Source organism: Massilia sp. NP310 (genome assembly GCF_019443485.1).
Classification (GTDB): domain Bacteria; phylum Pseudomonadota; class Gammaproteobacteria; order Burkholderiales; family Burkholderiaceae_D; genus Telluria; species Telluria timonae.
The window spans coordinates 5026376-5043585 of record NZ_CP080379.1 but is presented as its reverse complement, the minus strand read 5'-3'; the positions used below and the strand labels follow the sequence as shown (position 1 = coordinate 5043585).

Annotated in this window: 6 protein-coding genes, 4 tRNA genes and 4 rRNA genes; 1 reads left to right on the top strand and 13 read right to left on the bottom strand. The window is 57.7% G+C overall.

The genetic code is table 11. From position 1 onward, the window contains the following. Positions 1–82: 82 nt before the first annotated feature. The 4 genes from KY496_RS22230 to KY496_RS22215 form a co-directional block, all read right to left on the bottom strand. Positions 83–2974: ribosomal RNA gene (locus tag KY496_RS22230) — 23S ribosomal RNA — on the bottom strand. 242 nt (positions 2975–3216) lie between these two features. Next, positions 3217–3292, bottom strand: a tRNA-Ala gene (locus KY496_RS22225). Positions 3293–3312: 20 nt separating this feature from the next. Beyond that, positions 3313–3389, bottom strand: a tRNA-Ile gene (locus tag KY496_RS22220). Between the two features lie 80 nt (positions 3390–3469). Further along, positions 3470–5000: ribosomal RNA gene (locus tag KY496_RS22215) — 16S ribosomal RNA — on the bottom strand. The 16S and 23S rRNA genes sit together here with 2 tRNA genes alongside, the layout of an rRNA operon. 576 nt (positions 5001–5576) lie before the next feature. Between KY496_RS22215 and KY496_RS22210 the strand changes: the two genes are divergently transcribed. Further along, positions 5577–7694, top strand: a complete 2118-nt coding sequence (locus KY496_RS22210) for a TonB-dependent receptor (RefSeq protein WP_040778549.1) — start codon at positions 5577–5579, stop codon at positions 7692–7694. On the opposite strand, the gene KY496_RS22205 is transcribed toward KY496_RS22210, so the two are convergent. From KY496_RS22205 to KY496_RS22165, 9 genes are all read right to left on the bottom strand, one after another. After that, a complete protein-coding gene (locus KY496_RS22205; RefSeq protein WP_081590025.1) occupies positions 7669–9201 on the bottom strand; it encodes a DUF3482 domain-containing protein in 1533 nt (510 codons plus the stop codon). The two genes, KY496_RS22210 and KY496_RS22205, sit on opposite strands and share 26 nt — an antisense overlap. Continuing rightward, a complete protein-coding gene (locus tag KY496_RS22200; protein WP_005671456.1) occupies positions 9198–10676 on the bottom strand; it encodes a DUF2868 domain-containing protein in 1479 nt (492 codons plus the stop codon). Before KY496_RS22200 ends, KY496_RS22205 begins: the two co-directional genes overlap by 4 nt. Before the next feature lie 161 nt (positions 10677–10837). Further along, positions 10838–11290, bottom strand: a complete 453-nt coding sequence (locus tag KY496_RS22195; protein WP_005671458.1) for a hypothetical protein — start codon at positions 11288–11290, stop codon at positions 10838–10840. 175 nt (positions 11291–11465) lie between these two features. Next, positions 11466–12553 (bottom strand): IS3 family transposase gene (locus tag KY496_RS22190; protein WP_085986720.1). Its coding sequence is split into 2 segments (ribosomal slippage): positions 11466–12301 and positions 12301–12553, totalling 1089 coding nucleotides; the frame shifts between segments, so codons are not numbered across the junction. Positions 12554–12584: 31 nt separating this feature from the next. After that, positions 12585–13457: an alpha/beta fold hydrolase gene (locus tag KY496_RS22185; RefSeq protein ID WP_219862480.1), complete on the bottom strand. Its 873-nt coding sequence runs from the start codon at positions 13455–13457 to the stop codon at positions 12585–12587. Positions 13458–13634: 177 nt separating this feature from the next. Next, positions 13635–13747: ribosomal RNA gene (gene rrf / locus KY496_RS22180) — 5S ribosomal RNA — on the bottom strand. 153 nt (positions 13748–13900) lie between these two features. Continuing rightward, a 23S ribosomal RNA gene (locus KY496_RS22175) occupies positions 13901–16774 on the bottom strand. A gap of 241 nt (positions 16775–17015) precedes the next feature. Next, positions 17016–17091, bottom strand: a tRNA-Ala gene (locus KY496_RS22170). A gap of 8 nt (positions 17092–17099) precedes the next feature. Further along, positions 17100–17176 (bottom strand) — tRNA-Ile (locus KY496_RS22165). Positions 17177–17210: the final 34 nt, after the last annotated feature.

Below are 17210 nucleotides of genomic sequence, written 5' to 3'. Positions count from 1 at the left end.
TGGCCATGAATCTGGAAGAAGTATTGTTGGGTTGTAGCTTTGTATCGAGCAGCTGTACTCGACCTTGGACTACCAAGGTTATAGGGACAAGCCGTACGGGCAATTAGTACTGGTTAGCTTAATGCATTACTGCACTTCCACACCCAGCCTATCAACGTCCTGGTCTCGAACGACCCTTCAAGGAGCTCAAGGCTCCGGGAAATCTCATCTCAAGGCAAGTTTCCCGCTTAGATGCTTTCAGCGGTTATCTCTTCCGAACTTAGCTACCCGGCAATGCCACTGGCGTGACAACCGGTACACCAGAGGTTCGTCCACTCCGGTCCTCTCGTACTAGGAGCAGCCCCCTTCAAATTTCCAACGCCCACGGCAGATAGGGACCAAACTGTCTCACGACGTTTTAAACCCAGCTCACGTACCACTTTAAATGGCGAACAGCCATACCCTTGGGACCGGCTACAGCCCCAGGATGTGATGAGCCGACATCGAGGTGCCAAACTCCCCCGTCGATATGAACTCTTGGGAGGAATCAGCCTGTTATCCCCAGAGTACCTTTTATCCGTTGAGCGATGGCCCTTCCATACAGAACCACCGGATCACTATGTCCTACTTTCGTACCTGCTCGACTTGTCGGTCTCGCAGTTAAGCACGCTTATGCCATTGCACTATTAGCACGATGTCCGACCGTACCTAGCGTACCTTCGAACTCCTCCGTTACACTTTAGGAGGAGACCGCCCCAGTCAAACTGCCTACCATGCACTGTCCCCGATCCGGATAACGGACCAAGGTTAGAACCTCAAATGAACCAGGGTGGTATTTCAAGGATGGCTCCACGAGAACTGGCGTCCCCGCTTCAAAGCCTCCCACCTATCCTACACAGATTGATTCAAAGTCCAATGCAAAGCTACAGTAAAGGTTCATGGGGTCTTTCCGTCTAGCCGCGGGTAGATTGCATCATCACAAACATTTCAACTTCGCTGAGTCTCGGGAGGAGACAGTGTGGCCATCGTTACGCCATTCGTGCAGGTCGGAACTTACCCGACAAGGAATTTCGCTACCTTAGGACCGTTATAGTTACGGCCGCCGTTTACTGGGACTTCAATCAAGAGCTTGCACCCCATCATTTAATCTTCCAGCACCGGGCAGGCGTCACACCCTATACGTCCACTTTCGTGTTTGCAGAGTGCTGTGTTTTTATTAAACAGTCGCAGCCACCATTTTATTGCAACCCGTTCATCCTTCCACAGTAAAGTGGTCAAACTACTAGGGCGTACCTTATCCCGAAGTTACGGTACCAATTTGCCGAGTTCCTTCTCCCGAGTTCTCTCAAGCGCCTTAGAATACTCATCTCGCCCACCTGTGTCGGTTTGCGGTACGGTCTCGTATGACTGAAGCTTAGAGGCTTTTCTTGGAACCACTTCCGATTGCTTCGTCGCACATGGCGACTCGTCTCGACCCCTTGAATTACGCGCCCGGATTTGCCTAAGCGCCTTCTATGAGTCAAAAACTGACTATTCCAACAGTCAGACAACCTTCCGCGATCCGTCCCCCCATCGCATCATACGACGGTGCAGGAATATTAACCTGCTTCCCATCAGCTACGCATCTCTGCCTCGCCTTAGGGGCCGACTCACCCTGCTCCGATGAACGTTGAACAGGAAACCTTGGGCTTACGGCGTGCGGGCTTTTCACCCGCATTATCGCTACTCATGTCAGCATTCGCACTTCTGATACCTCCAGCATCCTTTACAAGACACCTTCGCAGGCTTACAGAACGCTCTCCTACCATATAGATCAAGTGATAAATCACGAGAAATATATCCGCAGCTTCGGTGACTGGCTTAGCCCCGTTACATCTTCCGCGCAGGACGACTCGATCAGTGAGCTATTACGCTTTCTTTAAATGGTGGCTGCTTCTAAGCCAACATCCTGACTGTTTTAGCCTTCCCACTTCGTTTTCCACTTAGCCAATCTTTGGGACCTTAGCTGGCGGTCTGGGTTGTTTCCCTCTTGACACCGGACGTTAGCACCCGATGTCTGTCTCCCAAGCTCGCACTCACCGGTATTCGGAGTTTGCAATGGTTTGGTAAGTCGCAATGACCCCCTAGCCATAACAGTGCTCTACCCCCGGTGGTGATACTTGAGGCACTACCTAAATAGTTTTCGGAGAGAACCAGCTATTTCCAAGTTTGTTTAGCCTTTCACCCCTACCCACAGCTCATCCCCTAATTTTTCAACATTAGTGGGTTCGGACCTCCAGGGCGTGTTACCGCACCTTCATCCTGGCCATGGGTAGATCACTTGGTTTCGGGTCTACACCCAGCGACTGTCGCCCTGTTCGGACTCGATTTCTCTACGGCTCCCCTATCCGGTTAACCTCGCCACTGAATGTAAGTCGCTGACCCATTATACAAAAGGTACGCCGTCACCCCACGAAGAGGCTCCGACTGTTTGTATGCACACGGTTTCAGGATCTATTTCACTCCCCTCCCGGGGTTCTTTTCGCCTTTCCCTCACGGTACTGGTTCACTATCGGTCGATTACGAGTATTTAGCCTTGGAGGATGGTCCCCCCATGTTCAGACAGGATTTCTCGTGTCCCGCCCTACTTGTCGTATGCTTAGTACCACCGTTTGAATTTCGTGTACGGGGCTATCACCCACTATGGCGTCACTTTCCAGAGACTTCCACTATTCAATCGACTATCACATACAGGCTCATCCCATTTCGCTCGCCACTACTTTGGGAATCTCGGTTGATTTCTTTTCCTGCAGCTACTTAGATGTTTCAGTTCGCCGCGTTCGCTTTGCATACCTATGTATTCAGTATGCAATGACCTAAAAGGCCGGGTTTCCCCATTCGGAAATCTGCGGATCAAAGCTCGTTTGCTAGCTCCCCGCAGCTTATCGCAAGCTACTACGTCCTTCATCGCCTGTAATCGCCAAGGCATCCACCATGTGCACTTATTCACTTGTCCCTATAACGTTGGCCTCTGCATGAGTGTCAGAGATCGTCATAGAATCAAGAGTACAACTATGTTTGCTTGATACAAATTACTACTACCCTAAGTGTGTTTTACTTGTCATTGCTGACTAGCTCAACACGCTTAAAAAAACTTTACTTCTTCCAGATTGTTAAAGAACGAAAAAACAGTGATCTCGAAAAGATCAAACCTAAACCGCACTTGGTTATCTCAACCAGGCTTACGTTTGAACTTTATGGTGGAGGATGACGGGATCGAACCGACGACCCCCTGCTTGCAAAGCAGGTGCTCTCCCAGCTGAGCTAATCCCCCATTAGGGTGCGCTGATATCTTGGTAGGGCTGGTTGGACTCGAACCAACGACCCCCGCGTTATCAACACGGTGCTCTAACCAGCTGAGCTACAGCCCCGATAAAACTGTTCTTTACTCGTTCAACAGTCGATAAGCGTGGACGCTTGATGATGAGCGTTAGCTCTGGTGCTACTCTAGAAAGGAGGTGATCCAGCCGCACCTTCCGATACGGCTACCTTGTTACGACTTCACCCCAGTCACGAATCCTACCGTGGTAAGCGCCCTCCTTGCGGTTAAGCTACCTACTTCTGGTAAAACCCGCTCCCATGGTGTGACGGGCGGTGTGTACAAGACCCGGGAACGTATTCACCGCGGCATGCTGATCCGCGATTACTAGCGATTCCAACTTCACGTAGTCGAGTTGCAGACTACGATCCGGACTACGATACACTTTCTGGGATTAGCTCCCCCTCGCGGGTTGGCGGCCCTCTGTATGTACCATTGTATGACGTGTGAAGCCCTACCCATAAGGGCCATGAGGACTTGACGTCATCCCCACCTTCCTCCGGTTTGTCACCGGCAGTCTCATTAGAGTGCTCTTGCGTAGCAACTAATGACAAGGGTTGCGCTCGTTGCGGGACTTAACCCAACATCTCACGACACGAGCTGACGACAGCCATGCAGCACCTGTGTTCAGGTTCCCTTTCGGGCACAACCAAATCTCTTCGGTCTTCCTGACATGTCAAGGGTAGGTAAGGTTTTTCGCGTTGCATCGAATTAATCCACATCATCCACCGCTTGTGCGGGTCCCCGTCAATTCCTTTGAGTTTTAATCTTGCGACCGTACTCCCCAGGCGGTCTACTTCACGCGTTAGCTGCGTTACCAAGTTAATTAAAACCCGACAACTAGTAGACATCGTTTAGGGCGTGGACTACCAGGGTATCTAATCCTGTTTGCTCCCCACGCTTTCGTGCATGAGCGTCAATCTTGACCCAGGGGGCTGCCTTCGCCATCGGTGTTCCTCCACATCTCTACGCATTTCACTGCTACACGTGGAATTCTACCCCCCTCTGCCAGATTCTAGCCTTGCAGTCTCCATCGCAATTCCCAGGTTGAGCCCGGGGATTTCACGACAGACTTACAAAACCGCCTGCGCACGCTTTACGCCCAGTAATTCCGATTAACGCTTGCACCCTACGTATTACCGCGGCTGCTGGCACGTAGTTAGCCGGTGCTTATTCTTCAGGTACCGTCATTAGCCGTGGATATTAGCCACAGCCGTTTCTTCCCTGACAAAAGAGCTTTACAACCCGAAGGCCTTCTTCACTCACGCGGCATTGCTGGATCAGGCTTGCGCCCATTGTCCAAAATTCCCCACTGCTGCCTCCCGTAGGAGTCTGGACCGTGTCTCAGTTCCAGTGTGGCTGGTCGTCCTCTCAGACCAGCTACTGATCGTCGCCTTGGTGAGCCTTTACCTCACCAACTAGCTAATCAGATATCGGCCGCTCCAGGAGCACAAGGCCCGAAGGTCCCCTGCTTTCATCCATAGATCGTATGCGGTATTAGCGTAACTTTCGCTACGTTATCCCCCACTCTTGGGTACGTTCCGATATATTACTCACCCGTTCGCCACTCGTCAGCGGAGCAAGCTCCCTGTTACCGTTCGACTTGCATGTGTAAAGCATGCCGCCAGCGTTCAATCTGAGCCAGGATCAAACTCTTCAGTTCAATCTCTGTTTGTTGACTCTTTCGAGTCACTCGCTATTGCTAGCGAGGTCGCTCACTCAAAATACTGACCATCATCTCATTGCTGAGACAACGTTTAATACTTTGTGCGAACATTTGATATTTTAAGTATGCAGCTGAACAAGTCAGCTGGCACCTTCATCAAACGCCCACACTTATCGACTGTTAATTTTTAAAGATCAGAATTCGGTGCTTCTTCTTGCTGCATCGTTGCGAATCGTTGTGTTCGTCAGCAGCAGAGGAATGAGATTATGCAGTGTTTCGCGCTACTCGTCAACCCCTCATTTCGCTTCGTCTCAGATTTCTCTGCCGACCTTGCCATCGTAACCACTTGATTACGTTAACATTTTTCGGCCGTTGCCGAAGCGGACGCGAACTATAGCAAACCTCGACAGGGTTCCGCAAGACCCTGATCGACACATCTATCCGCCATTTCAGCAAGTCATCAGTTTGCCGAATTGTTTCTGTGCGCACGTAATACTCCCTTGCAAGGTATATTCCTTGGCTGATTGGCAAGGCCTTCCCTTCTCGCGCTTGCTACGCACTCATGGAGAAATAATGAATCACACCGTCTTGCGCCGTACGGCGATCGCCGCCGTCTGCGCCTGCTGGCCGCTGGCCGCCCTTGCCGAAGAGATTCGCGACCCGATGAACGTGGTCGTGGTCAGTGGCACCCGCGCCGAGCACACGAGTTTCGACCTGCCGGCCTCGGTCGACGTGGTCGATGCGGCGCAGATCGGCGACACCCAGCTGCGCGTCAACGCCTCCGAAGCCCTGGTCGCCGTGCCGGGCATCGTGGTGCGCAATCGCGAGAACTACGCGCAAGACCTGCAGATCTCTTCGCGCGGTTTCGGCACCCGCTCCGCCTTCGGCGTGCGCGGCGTGCGCCTCGTGGCGGACGGCATCCCGGCCACCATGCCCGATGGCCAGGGCCAGGCCGCGACCTTCAACCTGGATCTGGCCGAGCGCATCGAAGTGCTGCGTGGACCCATGTCCGCCTTGTATGGCAACCATTCCGGCGGCGTGGTCCAGCTCTTCACGCGCGAACCGACCGATACGCCCACGGTCGAAGCCAGCTTCACCGGCGGCAGCTATGGCCAGCGCAAGTTCGACACCAATGCCTCCGGCCGCAGCGGCGGCATCGGCTATCTGCTCGATGCCTCGCGTTTCGAGACCGACGGCTACCGCGACCACAGCGCCGCGACGCGCAAGCAGGCCTACGCCAAGCTGGTCGTCGAACCCTCGTCGACCAGCCGCCTGGTGCTGACCGCGAGCGGCCTGCGCCAGGACGATACGCAAGACCCGCTCGGCGTCACCTGGGCCACCTACCAGCGCGACCCGCGCGCGGGCGAGATCGACGCCACCGATACGCAAACACCCCAGCGCACGCTGGCCGATCGCTACGACACGCGCAAGAGCATCGACCACCAGCAGTTCGGCGCGACGTATGAACAGACGTTCGGCTCCGACCGCCTGCAGGTGACCGCCTACGGCGGCAACCGCCGCGTCATCCAGTACCAGTCGTTCTCGCGCGGCTTCCAGGCGCCGAGCAGCCACTCGGGCGGCGTGATCGACTTCGACCGCGATTTCTACGGCATCGACGCCAACTGGCGCGCGGTGCGCCAGGTCGCCGGCGGCGCCATGCGCGCCACGGCCGGCCTGGAACTGGCGCGCTCGAAGGATGCGCGCCAGGGTTTCGAAAACTTCGTCGGCGATACCTTCGGCGTGAAGGGCAACCTGCGGCGCGACGAGCAGAACGAAGTGACCAGCGTCGATCCTTACGTGCAGCTGGAGTGGGAGCGCGACCGCTGGGTGCTGAGCGGCGGCGTGCGCCATAGCCGCGTGGACTTCGACGTCAAGGACAACTTCCTCTCCAACGGCGACGACAGCGGCGGCGCCGACTTCCGCCACACGACGCCGCTGGTGGGCGTGCTCTATAAAGTGTCGCCGACCCTGAACGTGTACGCCAGCGCGGCGCGCGGCTTCGAGACGCCGACCATGAACGAATCGTTCTATTCGGGCACCGGCGGCGGCTTCAATTTCGCCCTCGAACCGGCGATCGGCACCCATCTCGAAGCCGGCGTGAAAGCCATGGTGGCCAGCGGCGTGCGCGTGAACGCCGCGGTGTTCCAGGTGAAGACGAAGGACGAATTGGTGGTCGACGCCTCATCGGGCGGACGCACCAGCTACCGCAACGCCAGCGCCACCCTGCGCCAGGGCGGCGAGTTGTCGGTAGACGCCGAACTCGGCGCCGGCTGGAATGCGCGCCTGGCCCTGAGCATGCTGCACGCGGTCTATGACGAGGCCTTTGGCGCGGTGCCGAAAGGCAGCCGCCTGCCCGGCCTGCCGAAGACCAGCTTCTACGGCGAATTCGGTTGGAAGGAAGCGGCCGGCCGCTACGGCGCGGCGCTCGAGACCATCGCCAACAGCCGCGTGTACGCCGAAGACACCAACAGCGCCACGCCGGCGCCGGGCTATGCGATCGTCAACGCCCGCGTGCAGGCGAGCCAGCAACTGGGCGGTTGGAAGCTGCGCCAGTTCGCTCGCCTGAACAACCTGTTCGACCGCGACTACGTCGGCTCCGTCATCGTGGGCGACACCAATCGCCGCTATTACGAAGCGGCTCCTGGCCGCAACTGGATCCTGGGCGTCAGCGCGCAGTACCAGTTCCAGTAATCGCGTCCTTGTCCAATGTCGGCGCCGCCGGCGCTGCCTGCACCGGCGCGCCCGGCAGCGCGACGTCGGGATACAGGCGCGCGAGCGTCGCCGTCACCGCCGGCACCAGCACCGCCTCGACCAGCCTGGTGGCGGCGCCCAGGTCCGGCGCTTCACGCACCGACTGCCACAGGCGATCCCCATCGATGCCGACCGCGTTCAGCGCCTGCTCGGCTTCTGCCTGCCAGAACGGCGGCGCCTCGCTTTCCACATAATTGCCCCGTCCTCGCCCGAAGTGCGCCACCGCCAGGTAGCGCAGCATGGCGCCCGTCAGCAGCGTCTGCAGGAAAGGATTGGCGAACTTCACATTGGCCTGGTTGCGGTCCGTGCCCTGGTTGAAACCCCAGGCCGCGCCGGCCGCCGTGATGCCGCCGGCGATCGCGCCCAGCAGCGCGCCGGCGCCCAGGGTCAGTCCGCCGGCCAGCGCATCAGCCGACAGGCCGGTCGCCGCGCCCGACACCACCGCGCCGAGCAGCCCGGCCTGCGCCTTGTCCACCGGCGCGCGCACCGCGAAGTTCTCGCGCACGCGCGCGTTCACGTTCACCGCTTGTCCGGGATCGATGCGATACAGCGACAGCATGCGCGCGGTTGCATGGTTGATGCCGTCGTTCAGGCGCTGCACCAGCGCCGCCATCGCGAGATCCTGGCGCCGCTGCTCGTCCTTGCCGATGCCGACCGCCTTCAGCGCGGTGCGCAGCATGCCGGTGCGTTCTTCGCCCAGCGGCTCGCTGTCGCGCGCCGCCGCCGCGACCTGCTCGGCGCTCATGTTCAGGGCGCTCACATAGCGCACGCGGTTGCGCTCGGCCCACGCGGCCAGCAGGCGTGCATAGGCGGGACGCTTCTCCTCTTCGATCAGGTGCGCCACCGATTCATAGAACACGTGTTCGTGCACCCAGCAGCGGGCGAAGGCGTCCAGCGGCAGCACTTCCTTCACTACCTGGTACTGCGCAAGGTGCTGCTTCCAGCGCTTGGGTTCGGCCTGCTCCTCGTGGGCCGGACGTGGCGGGCCAACCTGGTTGAGGAGCACGACCACGGGCTTGCCGAGCCATTCGAGGATCTTCATCTCGGGCGGCAGGTAACCCGCGTCCTGCGGCGATTCGGAGGAGTTGACCAGGTAGAGCACGACGTCCGCCTCTTCCCTGGCTGCGCGCAGCGCCTGCTGGCTGAGCCAGAACGGGCGGTCGCGGTAGCGGTCGAACACCTCGCGCAGGAACCAGCCGATCGGATTGCCGGCCAGCGCGAGGCGCTTGTGCAGGCGCACCGAGTCGCCAAAGCCCGGCGTGTCCCACAACACCAGCGCATCGCCCTCCTCGGTGCTCAGGAGCGGGTAGCCTTCCGAGATCTGGGTCACGTGGGCGGCGTCGCGGATCTCGCCGACGTCCATCCCGACGAGGGTGCGCGCCAGCGTGGTCTTGCCGTTATTGGTGTGCGAGACCAGGGCGAACTGGATTTTTGCGGGCGTGATCATCGCAGCTCCGGCAAGGCGAGGCCCGCGCCCAGTTCAAGCGCGTGCTTGTCGGGCTGGAGCAGATTGACGACGTGGGCCGAGGCGCCGTGGAAGCTGCAGAACTGGCGCCACAGGGCGTGACGTTCGGCGACGCGCTCGCCCCCCGCCTGTTCGCCGATGCGCTCGAGCAGCGGCGACTCGTCGAGCAGCACGGCCACGCCGCGCGGCACCCGCTTGACCAGGTAGTCGAGCAGCGCGCCGTGGTTTTCCTTTTCGGGCGTGGCGGCAAGGCTGAACAGCACCGTGGTCACGGTGATGCCGGGCTCCTTCAGGGTCGTGTCGCGCAAGGCTTCCTTGAGCTCGACGCCATATGCGACCGGCGGCAGCAACTGCACCCGCGCTTGGCCGCCGAGGGCCGCGGCGGCGATCGCCCACAGGCCGCGGTCGCGCGGTTCGTCGAGCGTGTAGCTGTAGGGGATCACGCGCAGCACGGCCGGCGTGCCGGCGCCGATGCTGTCGGCCAGCTTGCGGTAATAAGGCTGGTCGAGATCGATCGGGAAGTTGCGCTTCAGGTGGCGTGCGCGCATGCCCGCGACCAGTGCCAGCACCAGGCGCGGCAGGATCACCAGCAGCAGCAAGGTCGCGCCATACAGGTGGACCCAGCGCTCGCCGACCGGCAGGCCGGCGGCGCCGCCAAAGCGCAGCTGCTCGATTTCGGCGGGCGTGAAGCCCTGCAAAAACGGGAACACGGTCAGCGCCGGCGTGAACAGCCATGACAGCAGCGTGTGCACCTGCGCCGCGTCGAGGAAGGTGCTCTCCCATCCGGTGACGTATTCGGTGAGCAGGCCGCGCGCATACAGCGAGGCGACGGCGCCCAACGCGAAGCCGGCCGCCGCCAGGTGGAAGGTGCGGGCCAGGCGTGCGCGCGTGAGCGGCTCGCTCAGCACGGCCCAATCGGCCAGGTAGTGGGCGACGCCTTCGGCCAGCGCGGTCGGCAGCTTGCGCGGCGCCACCGCCTTGCCCACGCTCAGGCGGCGCAGCAGCGGCGTGCCGCTCTTGCGCCGGCGCGCGGCGGGCACGATGGCCCAGAGCAGCAGGCCGAGATAGACGAGCAGGTTCCAGCCGACGATCGCCAGCAGCGGCGCCGACAACAGGTCGACGCGGTGTGGATCGGCGATGCGATCGAGCGCGGCGCCAAGCACGAAGGCCAGGAACGGCAGCGCGATCCAGATGCCGCTCATGCCGGGAGCGCGCCGGACGAAGGCGCCGAAGGCCGGCGTGCGTTCGCCCAGGCGCTTGAGGATCTGTTCCGCGCGTTGCTGCAGGAAGTGATGCTGGTTGACCGCCATATGGCTGTCGGCCGCTTGCCAGGCAGCGAGCTCGCGCGCGCTGCGGGTGGCGTACATGCGGTCGTCGTCGCTCAGGACCGTGTGGGCAACATCGGCGTACTCGATCGAGCGCACCAGCACGACGTTGCGTGCGACCTGTTCGTTCATGCTTCTCCTATGGATGAAATGGCAATGTCGTTAAAGGCATTGTGCACCAGATTCACGCGGGCTGGCAGTGGGCTGGCTCACCGTACGTCCAACGCCGATAAGAAAAAACCCGGGCCATGCCCGGGTCGGTGGTATTGGTGGACGGTCGAGGTCCTGGTCGATCAGCCTTTGCGCTTGCTGCCGGCATCCGACGACGGTTCGTCAGGCCGCCCCTGCCGTTGCTGGTTGGCGGCGCCGTTGCCGGTTTGTCGCGATTTGTCCGGGCCGGTTGGAGACTCCTGGGACCCGGCATGCTGGTACTGCTCCATGCCGTGACCGGATTGCCGCGACTCGCCCAAACGGTCCTGCTCGCCGCGCGCCTGCATGCGCTGGGCTTGCTGGCGGGCGCTCCATCCGCCGCTCTGCGAACCGGCGCCGGCGCGTTGGCCGCGCCCGCTCGAGTCGGATTGCATGGATCCGGTGTTTCCCTTCGGGAAAGGTGTGTCGAGCCCGCCCGGCATGACGTAACCAGGCGCTCTCGACTGCAGGCTGCCCTCGGCAACCATCAACGTTTTTGGTTTTGCGATACCGCGTGCACGGTTGTCTCCGCCCTTGACCTTCTCTTTCGACTTCATCGCGATCCTCCGCTTTACTGAACAAGAACTTCGATAATGCGCGTGCAAAGACAGGGGAAGTATCAGAGAACGTTTCGGTGGACTGTGGGATTCGCCCTACGCACCGCATGCAACTATTCCGTTGCTGAGTTGCCTGGGTAATCCCCCCATTTTTAGAGCACGCTAAAAGTAGAGGCTAAGCGGCCAGTGCCAATTTCTGTTTTGGCGTGATACCGCCGAGTGCCATGTTGGGCCGGTCGTGATTGTAGGTCCACAACCAGTTGGTAGCAAATTCCTGGATCTCTTCGAGCGTCTCGAACAGGTGATGCGCAAGCCAATCGTAACGCACGGTCCTGTTGTATCGCTCGACGTAGGCGTTCTGTTGCGGTTGTCCTGGCTGGATGAAATCGATGCGGATGCCGCGTTTTGCAGCCCACGCCAAAGTCACCGCGCTGATGTATTCAGGGCCGTTGTCGCAGCGGATGGCTTCCGGTTTGCCGCGCCATTCGATGATCCGGTCGAGCGAGCGTATCACGCGCTCGGACGGCAGCGAGAAATCGACTTCGATCCCCAAGCCCTCGCGGTTGAAATCATCGATGACGTTGAACAAACGGATGCTCCGCCCGTCGGCGAGCTGGTCGTGCATGAAGTCCATCGACCAGCTCTGATTGATCGCGAGCGGCACCGCCAGCGGCAGCGGCTTTTCACGTACCAGACGATGACGCGGCTTGATCCGCAGATTCAGCTCGAGCTCGCGGTAAATCCTGTAGACGCGCTTGTGGTTCCATCTGAAGCCCTTGACGTTGCGCAGATACAGGAAGCACAGCCCGAAGCCCCAGTTGCGCTGGTTGTTCGTCAGTCGCACCAGCCAGTCCGCGATGAGGACGTTTTCCGCATCCAGCTTGGCCTTGTAGCGGTAGCAGGTCTGGCTGATGCCAAACGCTTTGCACGCCAGCTTGACCGTGGCTGCCCGCTCCGTTACGGCCCATTGCGCCATCTCCCGCCGCTGAGATGGCGCTACCATTTTTTTGTGAGCGCCTCCGCGACGATCTCTGCCTTGAGGCGCTCCTCGACGTACATCTTCTTGAGCCGCCGGTTTTCCTCTTCCAACTCCTTCATGCGTGCCATCAACGAGGCGTCCATTCCGCCGAATTTGGAGCGCCACTTGTAGAACGTGGCGTTGCTGATGCCGTGCTCGCGGCACAGCTCTGGCACCGGGCTACCGGCTTCGGCTTGCTTGAGGATGGCGATAATCTGGCTGTCGGTAAAGCGGGACGTCTTCATGTAGAGCTTTCTGTGTCTTAAGTAGAAAATTCTACTTCTGAACGCGCTCTTTTTGTGGGGGGATTACCCCTGCAGGCTGCTTCGCGAGGATGTTCCTGATCGCGTTCACCACGTCGGCCGGGTTCTGGCGCTGCACCTGGTGATCGGAATCGACGACAATCTTTTTTGCTTTCGGATACAAGCCGCTGACCAATTCCCTCGTCTTCTGGTCTTTGTTGAAGGCGCCGAAATCGACGCCGACCGCAGTGGAACCCGACGGTTTGTTGATGAGCATGACGATCGGCTTGTCATCGATCGGCGCAAGCGACAGCACCTGTTCGCTGGTCTGGTGAATGGCGTCGATCTCCTTGTTGACGGTGCTCGAGAAGAACAGCCGCTTTGCGCCGCGGGTCCAGACGGGGAATTCCTCGGATTTCTTGACGACGCCAGGCAGCAGCGGATCAACGAGCACGAGGCCGCTGACCTCTTGCGGGTAGCGCTTTGCGAATAGCTGCATGTACAAGCCGCCGAGCGAGTGGCCGACAAGGATGTACGGAGGCGCCAGGCCTTTATGCCTCAGGGTTTGCCTGAGTTCCTCGACGATTGTTGCGCCATCGCGCGCCGTGCCCGTTTCCTGGCTGTTGCCATAACCAGGGCGGTTATAGGCGAAGATCGACGCGTCAGGAACCAGCGAGTCGATCACCTTGTCCCATCCATCCACCGTTGCGCGCAAGCCGTTTTCGAAGACGATGCTGACGTTCGCGCTCGGATTTTTGATGGTCAGCGATTCGACCTGTCGGCCTGCGATCATATCGACGCTGGCGGTGGCGGGGGCGGAGGATACCGATCCCGACATCGACAGGCAGCCCAGCAGGATGACAATGGAAAGGATGTTGTTGCGGCCAGCGTTCGTTTGCGGGGACATGGGATCTGGTGAAATCGCTCGAGTTTGGAGAACCCCATTCTTTCACGACACCCGATCAGTCTTGTCGGGCAAGCGCTGAACAGCAGATTGGCTCGACAGATTGTCGAAAGCGCGATCTGGACTGCGAAACGCAAAAAGCCCGCTCAGTTCAACTGAGCGGGCTTTTCTATATAACTAGCCTGACGATAACCTACTTTCACACTGGTTGCAGCACTATCATCGGCGCAAAGTCGTTTCACGGTCCTGTTCGGGATGGGAAGGGGTGGGACCGACTTGCTATGGTCATCAGGCTTTGACTTGTCTGGCTACGCTTGAGTTACGCGTGGGCGGCACAGCCGCCCACCCTACGCTTTGTTCAGCGTGGCCATGAATCTGGAAGAAGTAAGTTGGGTTGTAGCTTTTGTATCGAGCAGCTGTACTCGACCTTGGACTACCAAGGTTATAGGGACAAGCCGTACGGGCAATTAGTACTGGTTAGCTTAATGCATTACTGCACTTCCACACCCAGCCTATCAACGTCCTGGTCTCGAACGACCCTTCAAGGAGCTCAAGGCTCCGGGAAATCTCATCTCAAGGCAAGTTTCCCGCTTAGATGCTTTCAGCGGTTATCTCTTCCGAACTTAGCTACCCGGCAATGCCACTGGCGTGACAACCGGTACACCAGAGGTTCGTCCACTCCGGTCCTCTCGTACTAGGAGCAGCCCCCTTCAAATTTCCAACGCCCACGGCAGATAGGGACCAAACTGTCTCACGACGTTTTAAACCCAGCTCACGTACCACTTTAAATGGCGAACAGCCATACCCTTGGGACCGGCTACAGCCCCAGGATGTGATGAGCCGACATCGAGGTGCCAAACTCCCCCGTCGATATGAACTCTTGGGAGGAATCAGCCTGTTATCCCCAGAGTACCTTTTATCCGTTGAGCGATGGCCCTTCCATACAGAACCACCGGATCACTATGTCCTACTTTCGTACCTGCTCGACTTGTCGGTCTCGCAGTTAAGCACGCTTATGCCATTGCACTATTAGCACGATGTCCGACCGTACCTAGCGTACCTTCGAACTCCTCCGTTACACTTTAGGAGGAGACCGCCCCAGTCAAACTGCCTACCATGCACTGTCCCCGGTCCGGATAACGGACCAAGGTTAGAACCTCAAATGAACCAGGGTGGTATTTCAAGGATGGCTCCACGAGAACTGGCGTCCCCGCTTCAAAGCCTCCCACCTATCCTACACAGATTGATTCAAAGTCCAATGCAAAGCTACAGTAAAGGTTCATGGGGTCTTTCCGTCTAGCCGCGGGTAGATTGCATCATCACAAACATTTCAACTTCGCTGAGTCTCGGGAGGAGACAGTGTGGCCATCGTTACGCCATTCGTGCAGGTCGGAACTTACCCGACAAGGAATTTCGCTACCTTAGGACCGTTATAGTTACGGCCGCCGTTTACTGGGACTTCAATCAAGAGCTTGCACCCCATCATTTAATCTTCCAGCACCGGGCAGGCGTCACACCCTATACGTCCACTTTCGTGTTTGCAGAGTGCTGTGTTTTTATTAAACAGTCGCAGCCACCATTTTATTGCAACCCGTTCATCCTTCCACAGTAAAGTGGTCAAACTACTAGGGCGTACCTTATCCCGAAGTTACGGTACCAATTTGCCGAGTTCCTTCTCCCGAGTTCTCTCAAGCGCCTTAGAATACTCATCTCGCCCACCTGTGTCGGTTTGCGGTACGGTCTCGTATGACTGAAGCTTAGAGGCTTTTCTTGGAACCACTTCCGATTGCTTCGTCGCACATGGCGACTCGTCTCAACCCCTTGAATTACGTGCCCGGATTTGCCTAAGCACCTTCTATGAGTCAAAAACTAGCTATTCCAACAGCTAGACAACCTTCCGCGATCCGTCCCCCCATCGCATCATACGACGGTGCAGGAATATTAACCTGCTTCCCATCAGCTACGCATCTCTGCCTCGCCTTAGGGGCCGACTCACCCTGCTCCGATGAACGTTGAACAGGAAACCTTGGGCTTACGGCGTGCGGGCTTTTCACCCGCATTATCGCTACTCATGTCAGCATTCGCACTTCTGATACCTCCAGCATCCTTTACAAGACACCTTCGCAGGCTTACAGAACGCTCTCCTACCATATCCTTACGGATATCCGCAGCTTCGGTGACTGGCTTAGCCCCGTTACATCTTCCGCGCAGGACGACTCGATCAGTGAGCTATTACGCTTTCTTTAAATGGTGGCTGCTTCTAAGCCAACATCCTGACTGTTTTAGCCTTCCCACTTCGTTTTCCACTTAGCCAATCTTTGGGACCTTAGCTGGCGGTCTGGGTTGTTTCCCTCTTGACACCGGACGTTAGCACCCGATGTCTGTCTCCCAAGCTCGCACTCATCGGTATTCGGAGTTTGCAATGGTTTGGTAAGTCGCAATGACCCCCTAGCCATAACAGTGCTCTACCCCCGATGGTGATACTTGAGGCACTACCTAAATAGTTTTCGGAGAGAACCAGCTATTTCCAAGTTTGTTTAGCCTTTCACCCCTACCCACAGCTCATCCCCTAATTTTTCAACATTAGTGGGTTCGGACCTCCAGGGCGTGTTACCGCACCTTCATCCTGGCCATGGGTAGATCACTTGGTTTCGGGTCTACACCCAGCGACTGTCGCCCTGTTCGGACTCGATTTCTCTACGGCTCCCCTATTCGGTTAACCTCGCCACTGAATGTAAGTCGCTGACCCATTATACAAAAGGTACGCCGTCACCCCACGAAGAGGCTCCGACTGTTTGTATGCACACGGTTTCAGGATCTATTTCACTCCCCTCCCGGGGTTCTTTTCGCCTTTCCCTCACGGTACTGGTTCACTATCGGTCGATTACGAGTATTTAGCCTTGGAGGATGGTCCCCCCATGTTCAGACAGGATTTCTCGTGTCCCGCCCTACTTGTCGTACGCTTAGTACCACCGGTCTGATTTCGCATACGGGGCTATCACCCACTATGGCGCCACTTTCCAGAGGCTTCTGCTATCAGTCCGACTATCACGTACAGGCTCATCCCATTTCGCTCGCCACTACTTTGGGAATCTCGGTTGATTTCTTTTCCTGCAGCTACTTAGATGTTTCAGTTCGCCGCGTTCGCTTTGCATACCTATGTATTCAGTATGCAATGACCTAAAAGGCCGGGTTTCCCCATTCGGAAATCTGCGGATCAAAGCTCGTTTGCTAGCTCCCCGCAGCTTATCGCAAGCTACTACGTCCTTCATCGCCTGTAATCGCCAAGGCATCCACCATGTGCACTTATTCACTTGTCCCTATAACGTTGGCCTCTGCATGAGTTACAGAGATCGTCATAGATCAAGAGTACAACTATGTTTGCTTGATACAAATTACTACTACCCTAAGTGTGTTTTACTTGTCATTGCTGACTAGCTCAACACGCTTAAAAAAACTTTACTTCTTCCAGATTGTTAAAGAACGAAAAAACAGTGATCTCGAAAAGATCAAACCTAAACCGCACTTGGTTATCTCAACCAGGCTTACGTTTGAACTTTATGGTGGAGGATGACGGGATCGAACCGACGACCCCCTGCTTGCAAAGCAGGTGCTCTCCCAGCTGAGCTAATCCCCCGAGAAACGTGGTAGGGCTGGTTGGACTCGAACCAACGACCCCCGCGTTATCAACACGGTGCTCTAACCAGCTGAGCTACAGCCCCGATAAAACTGTTCTTTACTCGTTCAACAGTCGAT

Bases quoted from the DNA above. Each gene is read 5' to 3' on its own strand.
- KY496_RS22210 (WP_040778549.1), top strand. From the start codon at position 5,577: ATGAATCACACCGTCTTGCGCCGTACGGCGATCGCCGCCGTCTGCGCC.
- KY496_RS22200 (WP_005671456.1), bottom strand. From the start codon at position 10,676: ATGAACGAACAGGTCGCACGCAACGTCGTGCTGGTGCGCTCGATCGAG.
- KY496_RS22195 (WP_005671458.1), bottom strand. From the start codon at position 11,290: ATGAAGTCGAAAGAGAAGGTCAAGGGCGGAGACAACCGTGCACGCGGT.
- KY496_RS22205 (WP_081590025.1), bottom strand. From the start codon at position 9,201: ATGATCACGCCCGCAAAAATCCAGTTCGCCCTGGTCTCGCACACCAAT.
- KY496_RS22185 (WP_219862480.1), bottom strand. From the start codon at position 13,457: ATGTCCCCGCAAACGAACGCTGGCCGCAACAACATCCTTTCCATTGTC.